At 62.3% G+C, this 16,683-nt stretch carries 17 protein-coding genes; 2 read left to right on the top strand and 15 right to left on the bottom strand.

The features are described from left to right. Positions 1 to 73: 73 nt before the first annotated feature. The 15 genes from FJ977_RS22110 to FJ977_RS22040 form a co-directional block, all read right to left on the bottom strand. A complete protein-coding gene (locus FJ977_RS22110; protein WP_140774311.1) occupies positions 74 to 1,438 on the bottom strand; it encodes an aminotransferase class III-fold pyridoxal phosphate-dependent enzyme in 1,365 nt (454 codons plus the stop codon). Positions 1,439 to 1,477: 39 nt separating this feature from the next. Then, on the bottom strand, positions 1,478 to 2,200 hold the full coding sequence (locus FJ977_RS22105) for a TetR/AcrR family transcriptional regulator (protein WP_181180011.1): 723 nt from the start codon (positions 2,198 to 2,200) through the stop codon (positions 1,478 to 1,480). A 98-nt stretch (positions 2,201 to 2,298) separates the two neighbouring features. Continuing rightward, complete coding sequence (locus tag FJ977_RS22100) at positions 2,299 to 3,150, bottom strand: ATP-binding cassette domain-containing protein (RefSeq protein WP_181180010.1); 852 nt, start codon at positions 3,148 to 3,150, stop codon at positions 2,299 to 2,301. Further along, positions 3,131 to 4,081, bottom strand: a complete 951-nt coding sequence (locus tag FJ977_RS22095) for an ABC transporter permease (RefSeq protein WP_140774308.1) — start codon at positions 4,079 to 4,081, stop codon at positions 3,131 to 3,133. The genes FJ977_RS22100 and FJ977_RS22095 overlap by 20 nt, the downstream gene beginning before the upstream one ends. An 11-nt stretch (positions 4,082 to 4,092) precedes the next feature. Further along, positions 4,093 to 5,058, bottom strand: coding sequence for an ABC transporter substrate-binding protein (locus FJ977_RS22090; protein ID WP_140774307.1), 966 nt, complete (start codon positions 5,056 to 5,058; stop codon positions 4,093 to 4,095). 534 nt (positions 5,059 to 5,592) lie between these two features. After that, positions 5,593 to 6,387: an SDR family oxidoreductase gene (locus FJ977_RS22085; RefSeq protein WP_140774306.1), complete on the bottom strand. Its 795-nt coding sequence runs from the start codon at positions 6,385 to 6,387 to the stop codon at positions 5,593 to 5,595. 2 nt (positions 6,388 to 6,389) lie between these two features. After that, complete coding sequence (gene lsrF, locus FJ977_RS22080) at positions 6,390 to 7,277, bottom strand: 3-hydroxy-5-phosphonooxypentane-2,4-dione thiolase (protein WP_140774305.1); 888 nt, start codon at positions 7,275 to 7,277, stop codon at positions 6,390 to 6,392. Positions 7,278 to 7,307: 30 nt separating this feature from the next. Then, a complete protein-coding gene (gene dhaL, locus FJ977_RS22075; RefSeq protein WP_140774304.1) occupies positions 7,308 to 7,943 on the bottom strand; it encodes a dihydroxyacetone kinase subunit DhaL in 636 nt (211 codons plus the stop codon). Between the two features lie 5 nt (positions 7,944 to 7,948). Further along, positions 7,949 to 8,902: a dihydroxyacetone kinase subunit DhaK gene (locus FJ977_RS22070; RefSeq protein ID WP_140774740.1), complete on the bottom strand. Its 954-nt coding sequence runs from the start codon at positions 8,900 to 8,902 to the stop codon at positions 7,949 to 7,951. 43 nt (positions 8,903 to 8,945) lie between these two features. Continuing rightward, entirely contained in the window at positions 8,946 to 9,149 is a 204-nt protein-coding gene (locus FJ977_RS22065) for a hypothetical protein (RefSeq protein WP_056570758.1), read from the bottom strand. Beyond that, positions 9,149 to 10,255, bottom strand: coding sequence for an ABC transporter ATP-binding protein (locus tag FJ977_RS22060; RefSeq protein ID WP_140774303.1), 1,107 nt, complete (start codon positions 10,253 to 10,255; stop codon positions 9,149 to 9,151). Before FJ977_RS22060 ends, FJ977_RS22065 begins: the two co-directional genes overlap by 1 nt. Then, complete coding sequence (locus FJ977_RS22055) at positions 10,252 to 11,340, bottom strand: ABC transporter ATP-binding protein (protein WP_140774302.1); 1,089 nt, start codon at positions 11,338 to 11,340, stop codon at positions 10,252 to 10,254. The genes FJ977_RS22060 and FJ977_RS22055 overlap by 4 nt, the downstream gene beginning before the upstream one ends. After that, on the bottom strand, positions 11,340 to 12,290 hold the full coding sequence (locus FJ977_RS22050) for a sugar ABC transporter permease (protein ID WP_140774301.1): 951 nt from the start codon (positions 12,288 to 12,290) through the stop codon (positions 11,340 to 11,342). The genes FJ977_RS22055 and FJ977_RS22050 overlap by 1 nt, the downstream gene beginning before the upstream one ends. Before the next feature lie 39 nt (positions 12,291 to 12,329). After that, positions 12,330 to 13,166: a carbohydrate ABC transporter permease gene (locus tag FJ977_RS22045; RefSeq protein ID WP_140774300.1), complete on the bottom strand. Its 837-nt coding sequence runs from the start codon at positions 13,164 to 13,166 to the stop codon at positions 12,330 to 12,332. Positions 13,167 to 13,269: 103 nt separating this feature from the next. Next, on the bottom strand, positions 13,270 to 14,679 hold the full coding sequence (locus FJ977_RS22040; RefSeq protein WP_140774299.1) for an extracellular solute-binding protein: 1,410 nt from the start codon (positions 14,677 to 14,679) through the stop codon (positions 13,270 to 13,272). 395 nt (positions 14,680 to 15,074) lie between these two features. Between FJ977_RS22040 and FJ977_RS22035 the strand changes: the two genes are divergently transcribed. After that, on the top strand, positions 15,075 to 15,836 hold the full coding sequence (locus tag FJ977_RS22035; RefSeq protein ID WP_140774298.1) for a DeoR/GlpR family DNA-binding transcription regulator: 762 nt from the start codon (positions 15,075 to 15,077) through the stop codon (positions 15,834 to 15,836). Positions 15,837 to 15,869: 33 nt separating this feature from the next. Continuing rightward, positions 15,870 to 16,667: a fructose-bisphosphate aldolase gene (locus FJ977_RS22030; protein ID WP_181180009.1), complete on the top strand. Its 798-nt coding sequence runs from the start codon at positions 15,870 to 15,872 to the stop codon at positions 16,665 to 16,667. Positions 16,668 to 16,683 lie beyond the last annotated feature (16 nt).

The raw sequence follows: 16,683 nt of genomic DNA, 5'->3' as shown, positions 1-16,683 counted from the left end.
GTTCCTTTCGGCACCCGAAGAGCGCCGTCCAATCAGCCGTTCTTTTGCTTGCGGCACGCACTGCCCATTGTGGTCAGGCGCTTGCGCGCCATTCCGGCCTTGCCGAAATCTCGCTCTCGAAAGCGCGGATGCCGGCGGTGAAAGATTCCATCAGCTCCTCGATTTCCGCTTCGCTGATCGTCAGGGGAGGGCAGACCATCAGCCATTCTCCAAACGAACCGCCCGCGGTGCGCCGCGAGAACAAGAGCAGTCCGTGGTCGCGGCAGATCATTCCGATCCGTTCGCTTGCCCGCATCTCTGCCGGGAACGGTTCCTTGGTGACCTGATCCGCGACGATCTCCACGGCCATGTGCAGTCCAAGCCCGCGAATGTCGCCGATAATGCCGGTCTTGCCTTTGATATCCTCCAGTCGGGACTTGATCAGCGCGCCCAAATTGCGCGCCCGTTCCATCAGGCCATCTTCCTCGACAACCCTCAGGACCATGTCGGATGCGGCGCAACTGACGGGATTGGCCGAATAAGTATGGCCGTGCTTGAAGCCCCCCGAACGGCGCACATCGCTTACCATGTCCGCCGAGGCCAGGACCACGCCAAGTGGCGCATAGGAGCCGCTGACGCCTTTTGCGAGCGTGACGATGTCGGGCCGGCAATCCGGCCAATGATGACCGGCGAGGAACTTGCCCGTCCTGCCGGCGCCGCTCATGATCTCGTCGTAGATCAGCATGACGCCGTAACGGTCGCAAATCTCGCGGATGCGGGTGGAATAGCTGTCCGGGGAAACCAGGGCTCCGGTCGACACGCCGCCGACCGGTTCGATCATGAAGGCGAGGATGGTTTCGGGACCTTCCCGGAGGATCGTTTGCTCCAGCTGCCGCACACAGCGGTCGACGACATCCTGTTCGCTTTCGCCGGCCGGACGCCGATACATCAGCGGCGCGTCGATCTTTGGCATGTCGACGAACATCGGCCTGTAGGCTGCCGCATAGTCCGGGTCACCGGTGATGCCGAGAAGCGCCGTAGTCGCGCCATGATAGGAAGGGACGCGGCTGATGATCTTGAAACGTGATGCCTGGCCTCGCGCCACCGCCACCTGACGGGCGAATTTGATCGCGGCCTCATTGGCCTCCGAGCCGCCGGAGACGAAGAAGGCGGCGCCATAGTCCCAGTTGCTCAAGCGTTCGAGCCTGGCGGCCAGCCGCTCGTTGGGGTCATTGTCCCATCTCATGCTGTGCGCGTAGATGATGCGCCCCATCTGGTCGCGCATCGCTTCAAGCACCCTGGGATGGGCATGGCCGACATTGACCGAAATGGCGCCCGACGATCCATCCAGCAGCCGGCGACCGGTGCTGTCCCAGATATAGACGCCTTCGCCGCGGACGACTTTCGGGAATTCCTTCGTGCCTTCGGGCGTGATGAAATGCTGATAGCGCAGTGTCATGAGTATCCTCGCACGGTTGCCTGCGGGAGGCGGGTCTCTTCAGGACCGCTTGGCAGGGTAGGAGAAGCCATTGAGTGGGGAATTCGCCGTCAGCAGCTTCGGGTCGGGGTCGGAGCCGAACAGCATGCGATGGCGCGTGAAGGCCAGGAGCTCGGCCACGTGCTCGTCATTGCGCGGATCGTCGGGGAAAGCCGCGCCAAAGATCTCGTCGACATAGATGCGCGTCATGATCTCGTCGGCGAATGCACTCGTTGCGTGCCCGATGAACCGGTCGAAGGCCGCGGGAACCGGCTGCCTGGCATGATCCCTGGCGATGGTCGAAAGTATTTCGGCCCACTGCGCGGTCAGCCTCAACCAGACCGCATTGGCTTCCGCGTCCTGCCGCTTCATCTGGAACAGCGACCGGAAGAACATCCGGCGGCGGCGGAATGCCCCCACGATTTCGATGAATGTCGCCTTCATCTGGGAGAAGAGGTCGACAAATTCGTCGCCTTCGGGAATCGCCGGCGCGATGTCGACCGCGGCGAACTCCGAGAACACCTCGAGCACCAGGTCGCGGATGCTGTCGAAATGCAGATAGAACGTTCCTGCCGCGACCTTTGCCTTGCCGGTGACCGAGCCGATCGTCAGGCTGGCAAGGTCGCTTTCCGTCAAGCAATCGAACGCCGCCCGTTTCAGCTTCGCGCGTGTGCGCGCACTCTTGCCTTCGCCACCCGCGCCCTTGATCTGTGCATTCAGCGCGGCAACGTAGCGATCGCCCAATGCCAGATGGGATCCGGCAGGACCTGTTTGGCTCTGGCTTGCGGAAGTTCCAGCCGGCGAGGCATTTGGCGCGTTGCGGTCCGTCATCTCGTCTCTCATCAGGAAGCCGCCGCAAGCAGCGTGCGATCAGGCAGGGCCTCGCCGACCAACCTCTCGAATTGAGCGGCCAACTCGGCCACGTCGAGCGCTGCTTTCTTCTCGCCCGACAGATCCATTACCACCTTGCCGCGATGCATCATCAGCACGCGATCGGTGTGGCTGAGCGCATGACCAAGATCATGCGTGACCATCACCGTCGTGATGTCTTGCGCGCGCACGATCTCTCCGGTGACATCCGCCACGATTTTCGCGCGCTTGGGGTCGAGCGCCGATACGTGCTCATCCAGCAGCAGGACGCGCGGGTTGCGGACGGCGGCCATCGCCATCGCCACAGCCTGGCGCTGCCCCCCGGAGAGGGTGCCCGTCGATTCGCCGAGCCGGTCTTCCAGCCCCATGCCAAATCGCTGAAGCGCGCTTCTTGCTGCCAGCCTCACGCCGTCGCGGTCATAGCGGCGAAGGCGGAAGGCACGCTCCCTGCCCATCACGGCCAGTGCGAAATTCTCCTCGATGCTGAGCGAGGAAAGCACGTTGTGCTCGGGGTTCTGGCGAACGAGCGCAATCTTGGAAGCCCTCTGCCACGAGGGTTTCTCGCTCATGTCCTCGTCGTCGATGTGCAGGGATCCTTCATCGAGGAGCAATGTCCCCATGAGGATTGAAAGCAGCGTGGACTTGCCAGCACCGTTGGAGCCGATCAGCGCAACGTAGGAGCCGCGTGCGATATCAAGGGTCAGATCATCCAGCGCGGTGAAGACTTCCTTTTTGCCAAGGCCGGCAAAGCGCTTCGTCGCATGGCGAAGCCGTATGGCTGGTGGCGCGCCACCAATGCGTCGCTCAGAGAAGGGTGGTGACACGATCGTTCTCCAGGAATTGCAAATGTTTGCGCCGGCGGGCCCGCCAGCCTTCGAACCCGGAAAGCGTAAGCGTGCCCTTTCCGTGGATGCGGGCCGCGATGAAGGCGAACACCAGGAGCGCGGTGATCAGCCGAACGGAGTTTGGCGGAATGCCCATTCTGAGGCTGAGCGCCACGATACAGCGATAGATGATCACGCCGACGATGACGGAGGCCACCCCGACGGCGACCTTGTCGGAACGAATGACGCTGGTGCCGATCGTCAGGGCTGCGAGGCCGACCACGATCACGCCGCCCTGGATGGAGACATCCATGAACCCCTGGCTCTGCGCCACCAGCGCGCCCGAGGCAGCCGCCAATGAATTGGCCAGCATAAGACCAAGAACCTGGTGCATCTCCGTGCGGATGCCGAGGCTTCGCGCGGTCTGTATGTTCAGCCCGCTTGCGCGCGTCGCGAGGCCGTATCCGGTATGCAGGAGCCAGACCAGGAGAGTGGCGAAAATCAAGGTCACGACGCCCGCCACAAGTATCGAAGCGGACTGGTTGCCGAGGCCCAGATGCTCGGCCCAGGTGAACAACGTTTCCACGCGCACGAGAGAGACATTGCCCGTGCCCATCACCGCGATGCTGACGGACCATGCCGCCGTGGTCATCAGAATGCCCGCGAGCAGAACGTTCATCTGCAGGATCACGTGCAGCAGAGCCGTCACAAGTCCGGCAAGCGCGCCGGCACACATGCCGAGCAACAGCGAACTGATGGGATCGAACCCCATGAGAAGGCTGCTCGCGGCTGCCGCGCCGCCGAGGCCGAACGAGCCCTCAAGTGTCAGATCCGGCAGGCTGAGCACGTTGATCGCCAGGTAGATACCGAGCGCCAACGGTCCATAGAGGAGCCCGATCTGGGCTCCGATCACAAGCACATCGATGAGCATCGAAATTCGCCTCAGTAGGTTTTGACCGCCGAGGTCATCATAGTCTCGGGAATCTTGAGCCCCAAAGCGCCCGCTTCGGTCTTGTTGATCTCGAAGCCGGCAATCTTGGGGATGATGACCGGTGTCGTGGCGGGACTGGCGCCCTTCAGCACGGCTACCACAAGGTCGGCCGCCTTCATTCCAACAGTCACATAACTGTAGCTGCCAGCCAGGATCGCGCCACCCTTGACCGCATCGGATGTGCAGCCGAACACTGGCAGCTTGGCGTCCTTGGCTACCTTTAGAGCGCCTGCCATGCCCGAGATCGTCGTTGTGTCGCAGGGGAACTCGATTGCCTGGACGCGCCCTACGAGCGATTGCGCCGCCTGGGTGGTTTCACCGGCATTGGCGATGCCCGCGGTGACGTGCTTCAAACCCTTGCTTTCAAGGTGCGCGATAGCGCGCGCCGCCAGCGGATCGCCGGCGGGATCACCAACCTTGTAGATGAGGCCGATCGTCTCGATCGTTGGCAGGATGTTCAGCATGCCGTCGATTTCCGATTCGACAGGGAGGGGATCCGAAACTCCGGTCATGTTGCCGCCGGGCTTTTCGAGGGACTGGACAATGCCGGCCTCGACGGGTGTCGACACGCCGACGAAGACCACAGGCACGGTCTTGGTCGCCTGCTGTATGGATTGCGCCGCGGCGGTGCCGATGACCACGATGAGATCGCAACCACCATTGGCAAATTGCTGCGCTATGGTTTGCTGGGTTGCGGCGTCAGCCTCGGGGTTCTGGATATTCTGGACGATCTTTTCGCCGCCCGAAGCCTTCAGGCCGTCGTTCATTCCCTTCAGGATGTCATCGATGACGGGGGCCGACGCATATCTGTTCACACAGACTGTCTTGCCGGAAAGTGCGGCATCCTCGGCCTTCGCAATTCCCGAGCAGGCGAGAGTCAAGCCTGCAACCGTCGACAATGCGATCAGTGGCTTCATGTCAGTTCCCCATGTTTGGCCGCCTTGCCGGCAGCGCTTGTCTGTTCCAATTATGAAACTGAATGCAGTTTCATAATTTGTCAATCCTTGTTGCGAAGGATTTGTTTCGGGCTGTTCCGTTGCTCCGCCCCAACGGGTGGGTACCCGAAGTGGGATGGCTGCTTAACTGCGGATGTCGCCGAAAGGAGACGGGCCGATCTCGGCCCCCGAACCAGCCGCGTTGGTCGCGGTTCATCGACCTTTTTTGCGGGATGACGAGACACTGCGTGGAGGGAAAACTAGTCCTCCTCCTGGTTCTTAGGTTCGCCAGACCATACGAGGGAACACGAAGGAAACGACTTACGAACCCGCCGCTAACGTATTGATTTTCTGTGGAAAACGATGACCTTTCGGGTCCGCCGGATTATTCTACATCAAAATGCTACGCTCAGTTCTCGAGGCTGAATTGAGCGATAGCTCCGCGCTGCACGCGGCGGCGCGAAAGGCGCGAGCCTCCGACCTTGGCAATGCGCCTGGCTGTTCGAAGCTGCAATGCTATCGCAGCGATGTCGCCATGACGCCGCCGTCGACGGTGAGGACGGCCGCGTTGACCTTGTCCATCTGGGCCAGATGCAGGAATGCGTTGGCGATATCGCTTGCCGTTACCTCTACTCCGAGCAGATTGCCGGCCATGTATTCGTGCGGAGTCATCCCGCGCGCGCTGGCGCGCTCAACGATCATCTGATCGGTCATCAGGCCGGAGCGGATACGCCCCGCATTGATGCCATTGGCGCGGATCCCCTCGCGGCCATGGTCGACCGCATATTGCTTCATCAAGGCCAGCGTCGCGGCCTTGGGTATGCCGTACGGACCGAAATCCTTTCCCGGATTGACGGACTGGTTGGAAATGTTGAACAGGATCGCGCCGCCCCGGCCTTGGCGTCGAAAGATCTGTATCGCCGCCTGGCAGGCGTTCTGGTGGCCGAAGAAGTTCAATTCGAAGCTTCGCCGCAACTCCTCCATCGGCAGGTCGCCGATCGCGCCTTGCTGGGCGGAGCCGGCATTGGAGACGAGGATATCGAGGCCGCCCAGATCATCCGCCGCCAGGTCGAGCACGCGCTTCACCGACGCCGCATCCGTCACGTCGCACCGGTATGGCCGGCAGCCATATTCGGCGGCGAGCGAGCCGAGTGCGGCATCGTTGATGTCCAGCGTCGCGACAGCGGCACCCGCCTGGGCAAAGACGCGCGCAATCTCGCGGCCTATTCCACTCGCCGCGCCGGTTACAGCCACGACCTTGCCCTGCATCGGCTTGAGGGCCACGTCGCGTGATGCCTCATCGAGGGTCATCGTCAAGCTGCCTCTGCCGTTTCCAGGTCGCGGAACATGGCATAGGCCTTGTCCGCCTTCTCACCGCGATGAACGATGGCGGCGAGCGCCTTGAGCATGGCGACGGGGTTCGACGACTGGAAGACATTGCGGCCCATGTCCACGCCGGCCGCGCCCTGGTCGATCGCCAGCCACGCCATCTGAAGCGCCTCGCGCTCCGGGAGCTTCTTGCCGCCGGCAATCACGATCGGCACCGGACAGCCGAGCACGATGCGCTCGAAGCCCTCATCGACATAGTAGGATTTCACGAACTGAGCTCCGAGCTCAGCCGCGATGCGCGTTGCCAGGCCGAAATAGCGGGCATCGCGCACCATGTCCTTGCCGACGCCGGTAACCGCCATGGTGGGAATGCCATAGCGTGTGCCGGTGTCGATGAGCTTGACGACGTTGGAAATGGATTTGTGCTCGTATTCGGCACCGACATAGACCTGGGCGGCCATGGCCACGGCGCCGAGGCGGATCGCATCGTCGATATCGACCGCCACCAGTTCGTTGGACAGTTCCGTCAGGATCGAATTGCCGCCCGAGCAACGCAGCACCACGGGCTTGTTGACCTCCGGCTGTATCGTGGCGCGCAAGCCGCCGCGCGTGCACATCAGCACATCGGCGTGTTGGGCAAGCGGCGCGATCGTAAGGTCCATCCGCTCAAGGCCAGTCGTCGGACCCTGGAAATAGCCATGGTCGAAGGCGAGCATGACTGTCCTGCCACTGTCGGGATTGAAGATGCGCGACAGCCTCGCCTTCATGCCCCAGTCGTGATGCGCCGCTCCCTTGAGGTAGAAGCGGCTGGTGTCGGCGGGACGGTCCCGGCCCCAGTCCTTGCCGTCCTTGATGTCGTCGAGATCAGCCATGTCGAAGTCCTTTTCCCGTAACCGGCAGGGTCAAGCCCTGGCCGTGAAGTCCTGCATTGCCTTTAGAATGAGCGAAACCGAGATCGCGCCCGGATCCGGGTAGCCAATGCTGCGCTCGCCAACCGAGCGCGCCTTTCCCGTCGTCGCTATCATTGCCTTGCTGGCTTCGACCCCATCCAGCGCGCCCTGGGTGGCGGCCGCCGTCGCGGCGGCGAGGCCCTTGCCAACGGCGGCGCGCGCGGCGCGCGCGGCCGGGGCAAGCGCGTCGACCATGGTCTTCTGGCCCTCGGTCACGCCGCCGCGCTTCAGCACCGCCGCAAGACCCTCTTCCAGCGCCGCCGCGAACGAGGCGTCGTCGATGACATCGGATGCCGCGAAGGCCTTGGAGCCGGCGCGAAACAGCGTGCCGAACACAGCACCCGCCGCACCGCCGGTATTGGACAGGATAGCGGTGCCGACCGCCTTATAGGCGGCTTCGGCACTTTCGGCGGCGCCGGCGTCGAGCGCCTCGAGCGCGGCCTCGAAGCCGCGGCGCATGCCGACGCCATGGTCGCCATCGCCGATGGTCAAATCGGCCTCGGTCAGCACGTCGGTCTGGTCGATCAGGGATTGCGCGACGGAGCGCATCATCTCGCGCGTAGCCTTGGCATCGAGCGCTTCGATCATCGCCGTTACATCCTTGAATAGCCGAGCGATTCCGCCGGCATGTCGAGATAGTGTTTCAACTCGTCGTCGAGCTTCATCAGCGTCACCGAGAAACCGGCCATTTCCTGCACGGTCAGCCATGTGCCGACATCGGTGCGGTGGACCGAGATGCCTTCGCGCTCCAGGATCGCTCGGATGCGGCGGTTGACGATCAGCATCTCCATCATGGTGGTGGCGCCGAGATTGTTGATCATCAAGGCAACCTCGTCGCCCCTGGCGAACGGCAGATCGGCGAGGATCTTGTCCATGAGCTCGTCGGCGATCGCATCGGCCGATTTCAGCTTCTGGCGTGCGATGCCGGCTTCGCCATGGGCTCCCATGCCGACCTCGATCTCGTCGTCCCCGAGTTCGAAGGTCAGCTTGCCGGTCTCCGGGATCGATCCCGCCGAGACCGCCACGCCCATGCTGCGCACCCAACCCTGTGCCTTGCGCGCGACGCGTTCGACCTCGTCGAGCGTGCCAAGCTCGCTGGCTGCGCCGCCCGCCACCTTGATCATGTAGATGTCGCCCGCGATGCCGCGACGGTCGTGCATCCGTTCCGGCGGCGCGGCCGCGACATCGTCGCAGACGCGCACGGTGCGGACCTCGATGCCGTCGTCCTCCAGCAGTTCCACGGCCATGTCGAAATTCATGTTGTCGCCGGCATAGTTGCCGTAGAGAAACAGGACGCCCTTGCCGCGATGCACCGCCTTGGCCGCGGCCGCGATCACATCGGGCGAGGGCGCGGCAAAGACGTTGCCGCAGGCGGCGCCGTCACCCATGTTCTTGCCGACGAAGCCATGGAAAAGCGGCTCGTGGCCGGAGCCTCCGCCGATGAGCAGCGCCACCTTGCCGTCCGGGATGTCCTTGCGGATCAGCGCCGGCTTGCCGTCGAGCTTGTAGACACGGCCGTCATTGGCAAGCGCCAGGCCCTCGATCATTTCTGGTACGACGCGCTTGACGTCGTTAAGGATTTTCTTCGGATTAGCCACGGTCTTCCTCCTCGGTTTCCGGCCGCCCGTCGGGCACGTGATCCAGGATCATGAAAAGCACAACCCCGGCAAGCAGCACCGGGAAACCGATGACGAAAAGCCTGTGCGTGAAGGGCTGGCAGAGCATGGCGAAGCCGCCAAGGATCAGCACGCTCGCCAGGCGATAAAACCATTTCTTGCTGAACAACGGACCCATCAGCGGGAACCCTCCGCCTGCGAGATGCGGCGTCCGCCGGCTGCGTCGAACAGGAAGCCGCGGCCTTCCGGAATGCGGAATGAACAGGCATCGCCCTGCGTGAAGCGCATCGAGAGCGGAACGACCTTGCGGAATGAACCGCCTGATGTCTCGACCTGGATGGCGCGCTCGAAGCCGCGATTGTCCACGGCATAGATCGTGCCCGTGCTGGCGCCGGCGGCATCGGCGGAGCCGACCTCGATGTCCTCCGGCCAGACACCCAGCAGCACCTTGCCGCTCCCGCCGGCGACCGTGCCGAACTCGCCGATCGGGATGCGCTGCCGCGCACCCTTGACGATGACATGGCCGTCCTCGATGCCGGCCTCGAAGAAGGCCATCGAAGGACTGCCGACCAATCGGCCGACGACGACATTGGCCGGAAGCCGGTATATGTCCTCTATCGTGCCCGCCTGCTGGATGACGCCGCCGTCGATGATGCCGATCCGGTCGGCGATGGCGATGGCGCCATGATAGTCGTGCGTGGCGTAAAGCATCGTCGAGCGATGCTGGCGGTGGATCTGGCGCAGTTCCGCGCGCAAGCCCTCGCGCAATTTGAGATCGAGCGCCGACAGCGGCTCATCGAGCAGGAACATCACCGGGCGGCGTACAAGCGCGCGGGCGATGGCGACACGTTGACGTTCGCCGCCCGACAGCGTGTCCACGTCGCGATCGAGCAGATGAGAAATGCGCAGCAGTTCCGCGGTGCGGCCGACGCGAAGGCTGATTTCGCCTTCGGATTCGCGGAACGCCGGCGAGCGCAACGCAAAGGCAATGTTGTCCTTTACGTCGAGCACCGGCAAAAGGTTGAAGCCCTCGAACACGATGGCGATGTCGCGGCTGCCGGGGTCGGAGTCGGTCACATCGCGCCCGGCAAGGTCGACGCGCCCGGCATCGAGATCGATCAGGCCGGCGGAGGCGAGCAGCGTCGAGCTCTTGCCGGCGCCGGTCGGTCCGAGGAGCGCGAATATCTCGTTGTCATTGACGGTGAGGTCAAGGTTGCGAAGCGCCGTCTTTCCGCGATAGGCCTTCTTCAGTCCCTTCAGTTGGAGCATTGGCTTGGGGGTCATGCCGCGACCTCCGCGTCGACACGCCGGCCGGTGGCGGCATCGAAAAACAGCAGGCCATCCGGATCGAAATGCACGCGCATCACGGAGCCCGATGGCGACCGGCGCTTGTCGACACCCTGGTGGATCGTGTCGCCGATGCGGAACGAGAAGAAGCGTTCGCGGCCGATGGAAAAGACATCGTCCACCGCGATCGCGACGCCGGCGGCCGGATCGTCGGTCAGGTGCACGTTCAGCGGGCGCACGCCGAGCTTCAACGGCCGCTTCGACGATAGAGCCCAGTCGGGAAGCCGGTCGCGCGCGGCGGTCAGCGTGACGTCGCTGTCGCCCAGCCGCAGGCCGCCCTCGACAGGCGCGAGGTCGATGAGGTTCATCGACGGCGAGCCGATGAACTGGCCGGCGAAGATGTCGACCGGTTCGAAGAACATGCGGTCAGGGTTCGAGACCTGGACGATGCGGCTGTTGTTCATGAGCACGATGCGGTCGGCGAGCGACATGGCCTCGCGCTGGTCGTGCGTGACATAGATCGTGGTGACGCCGAGCTGGCGCTGCAGATGCCCGAGCTCCCAGCGCATTTCCTCACGAAACTGCTCGTCGATCGCCGACAGCGGCTCGTCGAGCAGCAGGACGGCCGGATCGCGGATGACGGCACGCGCAAGCGCCACTTTCTGCCTTGCGCCGGGTGGCAGCGCGCCGGGATAGCGGGCAAGCTCGTCGCCGAGCTTGAAGATGTCGGTGACCCAGTCGAGCTTGCGCGCGATCTCGGCCCTCGCGACGCCACGCGCCTTCAGCGGAAAGACGATGTTTTCCTTGATGCTGAGATGCGGGTAGAGCGAAACGAACTGGAACACCATGGCGATGTTGCGCTCGCTGGCGCTCAGATCGTTGACGGCGGCACCGTCGAACAGCACGTCGCCGCTGGTTGCCTTCACCAGGCCCGCGATGCAGCGCAGGGTCGTCGTCTTGCCGCAGCCCGAAGGTCCGAGATAGACGACGAACTCGCCGTTCTTCACGGTCAGGCTGACGTCGTCCACCGCCTTGAAGGCGCCGAACTGGATGCTCAGGTTCCTGAGAGTGATCTCGGCCATCAGTACTTCTCGCCCATCTTGGTCAGGTGCCGGACAAGGATCATCGACAGACCGATAATGATGACCAGAAGAATGACCGCGAGCGCCGACGCTTCCCCGGTGTAGAAATAGCTGAATGCCGTCTTGGCCACCGAGAAGGATACCGTCTCCGTGCTCGACCCCGGGCCGCCGCCTGTCAGCGCGACGAAAAGATCGTACTGCTTGAAGCTGTCGATCAGGCGCAGGATCAGCGCGATGAACAGCACAGGCGCCGACATAGGCAGCGTGATGCGGAAGAAGCGATAGGCGGGGCTGGCGCCGTCCACCTCGGCCGCCTCGTAAATGGTCTCGGGAATGCCGCGGAAGGCGGCGGTCGCCAGAAGCACGATGAAGGGCGTCCACATCCAGGTGTCGGCGGCGGCCGCCGCCCAGAGCGCCGGGCTGGTCTGGCCAAGCCAGTCGACCTTGCTGAAGCCGACCGACGACACCAGGAAATTGATGACGCCCCACTCTGAATTCAGCATGTAGCGCCACAGGAAGCCCACCACGACCGGGGACAGCATCATCGGCATCATCAGCATGGTGAAGATGACGTCGCGGCCGCGGAAATTCTTCTGCATCTGGTAGCCGACGAAAATGCCGATCAGCATCTGCAGCGTGACGCAGATGAACACGAACTTGCCGGTGAATATGAAGCGGTCCCAGAGATCGGGATCCGAAAGCAGGAACTTGTAGTTGTTGAAGCCGACCGGCTTCATCGTGCCTTGGCGCAAGGCCGAGAAATTGAAGAACGAATAATAGATCAGCGAGAAGATCGGATAGGCGACCATGAATATCAGGATCGCCAGCGTCGGCGACAGGAAGCCGAAGATCATCATGCGGCCAGAGGAGCGCTTGCGCAGTTGCGTCTGCCGCGCCGCGTGGGCGGCGGCCTGCTTTTCGGGTGCAAGAGGCGTGTTGGTGGCAGTCATTGGTCTACCTCCTTCCCAGCACGCCGAAGGTCATCCCCATCAGCAGATGTTTGCGGATGAGATAAAGAAGATCAGCACGGGAATGATCAGGACGACGCCGGCAGCGCATATCTGCGTCCACTCGATGCCGGTTGCGCCGGAAGCGGCCGAAATCTTGACGGGCAGGGTCTTGGCCTGGGTGGTCGTGAGAATGGATGCGAAGGCGAATTCGTTCCAGGCGAAAATGAAGCAGAAGCCGGCGGTGGCGGCGATGCCGCCCTTCACCATTGGCAGCACCAGTTTGAGGAATGCGTACATGCGCGTGTAGCCGTTGACGATGGCGATCTGCTCGACCTCCTTCGGCACGCCGTCGAAGAAACCCTTCATGATCCAGGTGGCCAGACCGACATTGGCGAAGATCGAGACGAGGACCAGACCGGTTCGCGTGTCGGCGAGCCCGAGCCGCGCGAACATCAGATGGTAGAAGACGAGAACCGCGACCGGCGGCAGCATGCGGGTCGACAGGACGAAGAACATGAAGTCGCCCTTGCCGATGAAATTGAAGCGCGAGCAGACATAGCCGGCCAGCGTCCCGAAGAAGACGGCGAGCGACGTGCCGGCGACAGAGACGATGATGCTGTTGATCAACGAGTCGAGGACCCCGACCGCCGAAGCGCTGTCCTTGGCCGCACCGATGCCGAAGACCGCCTGGTAGCCGCTGAAGTCCGGCGTGAAGAACAGTTTCGGCGGCATGGTGAAGAAATCCATGCGGCTCTTGAACGAAGACAAAAGCAGCCAGAAGATCGGGCCGACATTGTAGACCGTGTAGATGGCGAGCAATCCCAGCACCAGCCATCTGCCGGCAAGGTCCATCGTCGATGTCTTGGAATGCGTCATGACGACCTGTCTTCGAGCCGGCGCGGTGCGGGCTCTGCTGCATGGGACGGGGATGAGAAAGGGCACGCGGAAGACGCTCCGCGTGCCCTTCGGGTCAAGGCGGTTATTCGACGGGAACGACCGCGTCGACGCCAACCGGCGATATGACCTCGTCCGGCACTTCCGGGGTCTTGTCGCCACGCTTGATCTCGTATCCGGCGCGTTGGAGCGTGCGCTCGTTCTTTTCCGCGGCGTCCGAAAGGGCCTGCTGCACCGTCTTGGCGCCGGTGGCGGCGTTTGAGATCTCCTGTTGCAGCTCGTCGAGCAGCACCGGATATTCAGGCAGGTGCCAATAGTCGTTCAGATATTGCAGCGCGGTGGAGAACTGCCGGTTGTAGGAATTCAAACCCTGCCAATCCGGGCTTTCCAGCACCTGCTTCAGGCCGGTCTGGCAGACGGCGGCATAGCGCTTCTGCTGCTCGGGCTGAAAATACCATTCCATGAACTTGGTCAGCTCGGGCAGTTTCTTGGAGTACTTGTTGATGCCCATGCCCTGGCCGCCGACCGAGAACTGGCGACGGAACTTCTTGTCGCGGCCGATGGCGCCCGGCAGAACCCCAAATGCGATCTTGTCGGCGAATTTGCTGACCTTGGGATCGACATTGGATCCGTTGAAATAGAACCACTGCATCGCCATGGCGACCTGGCCTTGCTGGATCGCCGTGTTGACCTCGTCGAAGCCCCAGTTGGTCGATCCGGGCGGACCATACTTGAACATATCGACATAGGCCTGCACCCCATCCACCGAAGCCGGCGAGTCGAGGTATCCCTTCACTTCCATCGTCTCAGGATTGTAGAGCTCGCCGCCGAACGACCAGAGGAAGGAGTTGGATGCCGTGGTCGCGAAGTCGTAGTCGCGGCCGCCCATCTGGCCCCAGCCATAGAGCCCCTGCTCGGGACGGGTGAAGAACTCGGCTACCTGCTTGGCGTCCTGATAGGTCTGCGGCACCACCAGGTCCCTGCCGTACTTGGCCTTGAAGGCTTCCTTCTCCTTGGGATCCTCGAACAGGTCCTTGCGGTAGGTCAGGCCATAAGCATCCTGGTTGGCCGGCAGGCCGAAGAACTGCCCGGAGCCATCCGGATACTCGCCATAGCGCGAGAGCGAAGCCGCCGGGAAGATGTCGGCCTTCAGGTAGGAAGACTTCTCGAAGATGTCATTGAGCTTGACGGCATGCTGGGCAAACTCGGCAGTGGACTGGCTGTCCCACATTGCGAAGTCGAAGGCATCGCCCTGGATGGCGAATTCGGACGCGATCTTGTCGTGCCATTGCGGGCCATAGGGGACAAGCGCGGGCACGATCCTTACCGATTTGTCCGGATAATCCTTGGCGATGGTCGTCAGCGCGTCGGCGCAAGTGCCTGCGTGCCAGACGAAAGTCAGATCGGTGGCGCGGGCAGAACCCGCGGTTGCAGCGAGCGCGGCTGCAAGCGCTGCGGCTGACGTCAACAGACGCGTGCGCATGGCCATGTTCATGTTCTCCTCCACTTGTCAGTTCAAGGGGGCAATGGTCGGACCCGACCCTCTCCTAACCCCTATCCGGAGCCTATGCATGGGCGTTATAAATATCAATAGAAAAGTTACAAACAGTGCTTTTTGATGTTAAATATGGTTGCGCGGTTTGCACGAAACATTTGCTAACACGCCCATTCTGGAGTCGTGCTGCACTGCAAAAAGCCATTTAAATCCATAATTCTGAGGTACTTCGCGCCGAGATCGCGGAATTCGGATGTTTTCTCGCGGCGCAGTGCAACATCGAAATTTTGATATCTTAACATTTTTCTCTGGCGCGCTTTGTCAATGATGTTAAAACAGGCAAGGGGCAAATCGCCGGAGGGACGAGCAGCTTGGAATCCGAAGAGGCGCAACATTTGTCGAAGGCGGATCATCGCCGTTCGGAAATCATCCGCATCCTGATGGAAAGCGGAACGGCGCAGATCAAGGACCTGGCCGTCCTGCTCGACGTATCGCTGATGACCATCCACCGCGATCTCAACGATCTGCATGACCAGGGGCTGGTGCGGCGTATCCGTGGCGCCGTCTCGGTAGAAAAGTCGATGCTGTTCGAGAGCAGCTACCTCTACCGGGCGCGTCAGCATGTAGAGGAGAAGCGCCGGCTGGCGCGCGCCGCGGCCGCCCATATCGAACCCGGCAACGCCATCGTCTGGGACGACAGTTCGACGACCTTCCATGTCTGCGACTTCATCGAGCAGATGACGCCGATAACCGTCATCACCAATGCACTACCCGTGATGGAGCGGCTGCGCGACAAGCAGGACGTGGAACTGATCGGACTGGGCGGCAAATACCACCGGGTCTACAACGGCTTTTTCGGCATAGCCTGCGAAAGGGCGATCCGCTCCTACCATGTCGATGTGGCGTTGATGTCGACGACCACCATCCAGGGCATGTCGCTCTATACCCAGGACGAACAGGTCGTGCGCTCCAAGCAGGCGATGATGGAGATCGCGCGCAAGAAAATTCTTCTTGTCGACGAGAGCAAATTCCACTTCTCGGCCCTCAACTACGTGGCCGAACTCACGGCATTCGATGTGGTCCTGGTTTCGCAATCGGTTGACCGCGACATCGTGCAGAACATGAAGGAAGCGGGCGTCAGACTGGAACTTGTCTGACCGGGCCGCACCCCAGCCAAAGGAATGAAAGAAATGTCCGAAATCGGTAAGGCACGCCGGCTTGCCCGGTTGCTCAACAAGAAGTCGGGGCGAATGCTCTGTGTTCCGCTCGACCACGGCATGCAGGTCGGACCGATCGCCGGCATCGCGGATCCCGCGCCTTTGATCGACATCGTGGCGGAGGCAGGGGTCGACGCGGTCATCGTCAATCCCGGCATGCTCTTGCGCCATGGCCACCGCCTGGCAGGCGGGCCTGCCGTGATTCTGCGCCTCGACCAGACGACCATGTGGCGCCACGGGACGCCGACAGGGTATCCGGACACGCACAGTCGTCTCGTCGCGACGGTGGAGGAAGCCGTGCAAATGGGTGCCGAAGCGGTGATCACCTACCTGTTCACCTGCAACAACCGCCCGGAGGAGGAAACGAAATCGTTCGAAACCGCGGGTATCGTCGCTTCCGAATGCCGGAAATGGGGTGTCGTGCATGTCATCGAGGCGATGGCGGCAAAGGGCGGCTTCGCGCGCGCCGATGACCCGGCCGTGGTGGCGATGAACTGCCGTATGGCAGGCGAACTCGGTGCCGACATGATCAAGACCGACTGGTGCGAACCAGAGCGTTTCACCGACATTGCCAGGCAATCGCTGGCGCCCATCGCCGTCGCGGGCGGTCCGGCCTTGGCCACCCTGGCGGGTACGCTGCAGTTCGCAAAGGACACGATCAGCGCCGGCGCGACCGGCCTGATGTTCGGACGCAACGTGTTCCAGCAGGCGGATGTCGCGGCAACCCTGGCGAGATTGGCGGACGTGGTTCATGATCGCTCGGAATTCTAGGGCGATCCTTGCGCGA

This window comes from Mesorhizobium sp. B2-1-3A (genome assembly GCF_006442655.1).
Taxonomy (GTDB): Bacteria; Pseudomonadota; Alphaproteobacteria; order Rhizobiales; family Rhizobiaceae; genus Mesorhizobium.
This window is presented reverse-complemented; position numbering and strand designations above follow the sequence as displayed.